The sequence below is a fragment of the Variovorax sp. P4_D9 genome (genome assembly GCF_056401695.1).
In genome coordinates this window covers 1-3,978 of record NZ_JBFUIU010000801.1, presented here as the reverse complement: position 1 = coordinate 3,978, position 3,978 = coordinate 1, and the positions used below count along the sequence as shown (strand labels likewise).

At 59.8% G+C, this 3,978-nt stretch carries 2 protein-coding genes and 1 pseudogene; 2 read left to right on the top strand and 1 reads right to left on the bottom strand.

From position 1 onward, the window contains the following. Positions 1–798, top strand: a 798-nt coding sequence (locus AC1DY5_RS45555) for a cytochrome P450 (protein ID WP_478120985.1), incomplete at its 5' end; no start/stop codon positions are given. A 25-nt stretch (positions 799–823) separates the two neighbouring features. After that, complete coding sequence (locus tag AC1DY5_RS45550; RefSeq protein ID WP_478120984.1) at positions 824–3,379, top strand: ATP-binding protein; 2,556 nt, start codon at positions 824–826, stop codon at positions 3,377–3,379. Positions 3,380–3,869: 490 nt separating this feature from the next. On the opposite strand, the pseudogene AC1DY5_RS45545 reads toward AC1DY5_RS45550, so the two are convergent. Next, positions 3,870–3,978: pseudogene (locus AC1DY5_RS45545) on the bottom strand (IS630-like element ISCARN39 family transposase); the annotation flags it as partial.

Below are 3,978 nucleotides of genomic sequence, written 5' to 3'. Positions count from 1 at the left end.
GTCGCGCTGTGGACAAAAGCGATGCTGGACGGGCATGATCCAAATGCGGATCAGAAAATAAGAGGTGCCGGTGGCTCATCAAGCCTTGCCTTGCGCTCCTACTTGAGCGCCCTCACCAAGGATCAGACACGTCGCGACCCGAATGTTCCGCGACCGAAGAACATCATGGAGGGTCTGCGCAAATCGGCTTGCCCCTATGTACCTCCCGCCCTGAATCAGGACGAAGTGATAAACACGGCATCGCATTTTGCGCTGGGAGGGTATCTTTCGACCGAGTTCCTCATCACCACGGGAATCTACAACCTGCTTGCGAACCGCGATCAATGGGAGCTTCTCCTCAGCAAGAGCGAAGATGAATACGTGATTAAAGGCGCCCTGTGGGAGATGCTTCGCTACGATGCACCGTTCCAGATGGCGGACCGCTGGGTAGCAGAGAACTGCGTCCTCGGCGACTACCCTCTCACCAAGGGCGAGAAAGTGACCGTCGTCTACGGATCGGCCAATCGAGATCCGGCAGTCTTTGGAGAGACCGCAGATCGATTTGACATCAGTCGCGAACTCAACGCGAAACAGATCTACGGGTTCGGACATGGCATCCACTACTGCATCGGCTCTGATATGGCGTTGATGGTGGCGAGCGCGGCCATCATGAAATTCGTCAAGACGTTTCCCAAAGCCGAATTCGCCGTCAAAGACGGTGGCGGAGCCTGGCTTCCCGATCCATACTTCCGTTCAAGGGATAAATTGATGATCAACCTGGTGCCGAAGAAGCAAGGGTCATCGGAGAAGACGACTTAAAGTGCCACCAATTTCCTCTGCTGATGTGGAAGGCCCGGTCTACCGCTTCGGTGAGGCCGAGTTGGATATACCTGCACAGGAGCTTCGCATTGAAGGCAAGCGCGTAACGCTGGGCGCGCGCGGGATCGCGCTCCTTCGGGTGTTGATCGAGCGCCGGCGCGGCGCAATCAGCAAGCACGAACTGCTCGACACCGTGTGGCGCGGCGTGATCGTTGAAGAGAACAATCTTCAGGTCCAGATCTCCACGCTTCGCAAACTGCTCGGGCCACAAGCTATCGCAACGATTCCGGGCCGAGGCTATCGGTTCATGCTTCCCGTCGAAGGCGAGCAAACTGAGCCAGCAGAGGCGCAGGCCAACCCAGGAGCAAAACCGTCGGTAGCGCCAAGGCACCCGGCCTCTGGTAATGCACCATCACGACCACCAGACCTGTATGGTCGCAAGGAAGACTGTGCCGCGGTACAGGCCTTGATCGAGAGGCATCCACTGGTGTCGATCGTCGGCGCTGCCGGTATCGGAAAGACGCAGCTTGGCCTGGCAGTCGCCTGCACCCTCGCCGCGAACTCTCCCGATGGAGTATGGATCGTTGAATGCGCCTCCTTGAATGACGGAAGCCTCCTTGTGCAGACCATTGCGCAAGCGATGAAATTGAGCCTTCCCGGGATGCGTGAACCGATTGAAGAGCTAAGCATGGCTCTGCGTGATCGACGCGCGCTGCTATTGGTCGACAACTGCGAGCACCTAKTAGACGAAATTGGTGCCGTCATCGCACGGCTGCTCGCGGATGCCGAGGGCCTGCGTGTTCTCACAACCACGCAGGAATCGCTCAGGCTTCCCAATGAGCACCTCTACCGGCTGACGCCGTTGTCGGTTCCCATGAACGCTCAGCTTGCTGACGATGCACTGGCTTATGGTGCCGTGCGACTGTTCGTCGAGAGAGTTCGAGCCCAGAGACCGCAGTTCACCCTGGATTCAAGCAACCTGGCGGCGGTCGTGGAGATCTGCAGGAGGCTGGATGGCTTGCCACTGGCCATCGAGTTCGCCGCAGCACGCGTTCCAGTGCTCGGTGTCGTTGGCGTGGAAGAGCGATTGGGGGAGCGCTTCCGCATGCTGACCGGAGGCTCGCGTTTCGCCCCAAAACGCCACCAGACGCTGAGGGCAGCCATCGACTGGAGCCATGGGCTGCTTGACGAGGATGAGAGAGCCGTCTATCGCCGTCTGGGTGTTTTCGTTGGCAGCTTCTCGCTTGAAGCGGCGCAAGAACTCGCTACCACCGACCAGATGGATGAATGGCTCGTTCTCGAGCATCTCAGCAGCCTGGTCGACAAATCGCTCATCGTTGCAGAGGGCGAGCCACGCCCAAGGTACCGCATGCTGGAGTCCACACGTGAGCATGCGCTGGAACAACTTGCAAGTTCTGGCGAAACCGACCTTTGGATTGCGCGGCATGCCGATGTGACCTGCCAGGCGCTCAGGCGAGCCATCCAGCAGCGCCGTCCAGATGCCATCCTTGCAGAGATGCCGAACGTCCGTAGCGCCTATGAATGGGCGTTTGCTGGCGGCAAGAACCCCGTCGTGGCAGTTGCCCTGGCCACCTTGCCTTCCATGGTGACGGCTGTGGAAGGCGCAGTCCAGGAGGCTCGCCGAAGGCTTCTGGAGGTGGAAGACCTGGTAAACGACGAGATGCCGCGTTCGCTCATTGCGCAGTATTGGCAATGGTATGGGCGCATTGGGCTTGGTGGCCGTCTTCGACCCTCTCGTTGCATCGAGGCATTGCTCAAGGCTGAAGACCTGTTCGAAGAGATCGGGAGGTCTCGACACGTGCATGCCTGCAGGCGCCATGTGGCAGAGGCGATGCTCGATGCGGGCGACCTAGCAGGTGCGGCAAACGCCCTGCAGAGAGCTAAATCGATGGAGGACGCCAGTTGGCCAGTGGCGGACAGCATGAGGAGGCTGCGAGTCGAAGGCCTGTGGCTGGCAAAGGCCGGTCGCCCGGAGGAGGCAATCGAATGCTCCATGCTGGCTCTCGAGCACGCTCAAGAGGCTGGAATTGATCGATACCACCTGGTATTGCTTGATGACATCGCCAGGTTCCACCTGGAGGCCGGAAATGCCCACGAAGCCGCCGACCGGTACCGCGCGCTGGCAGAAAGTGCCCGCAAGGCCCGCGCAGGATTGACGCTGTCAAACGCTCTTGCCGGCTTGATCGCGGCACTCACCGCAGAGAACGAGTTGGACGAGGCTCAGCGCGTGACCGAAGAAGCACTGCCGGTGCTTGCGCGCTGCGCAATCCTAGCCGCCCGGGCCGACATCCTGGCATGGCTGATGGCACGGCGAGGCCACTATGAACAAGCATCGCTTCTGCTCGGGGCATCAGATGCATTTCGATCGGGCTGCGAAACTCCGCGAGATCCCATCGAAAAGCGATCACGCAAAGAAGCACTCGACCTCATGGTGGCTGTGATCCCTGAAGCAAAGCTATTCGAGTGGATCGCTGCAGGCGTCGCCTCAAGTGAAGATGGCCTGATAGCCTCGATCTCTGCGATTGACGCCGCAAAAAAGCAAAGGCCTCAGCAGGCTTGACCTGAACTCGTTCTCATCGAACGCAATCATCTTTTACCGCGTCGCAGGATTTTGTCTTGGTAATCCGACCGATGATTGCGATCAGCCTCTACTTCCCTGCCCCGGCTGGCTCTGGCGCCACCCGCACCTCGACGGTGTTGCGTGCGGCCTTGAAGCGGGGGAAAGTCGATCGACCTATCAATGTGGCTGGCCCACGGTCGGCCCCAGTGAACTGACGCGGCGTCGAAGTCGTGAAAGCGCACCGTGGTCAGCCGCACGGCCAGTGGGGCAGGACGGCCTGCGGCCCCAGCCGACTGGTTGAGATCCTCGATGGCCTGCGGATTGGCGCCAAGCACGCCTTGCCAACATGCGAAGGCAGACGCTCGAGTCGGCTAGGTCACCGCAGGTCGCTGCTTGCCGATGCCGTTCGGCACTGAAAGTGCTCCCCATTGCCCTCAAACTTGAGGAGTGCAGGCGATCAGGCTATTTGAGACTTCCATAAATCATGACATCACCACAGCGTGGCCTGCATCCAGCAGGCGGCGATGATCGAGGGGCGCTTCTGAGCACTCTTGAGCTTGTTGCGCGCGGTCGTGTGCAGCTCGCTGAGGTCGTTGGGG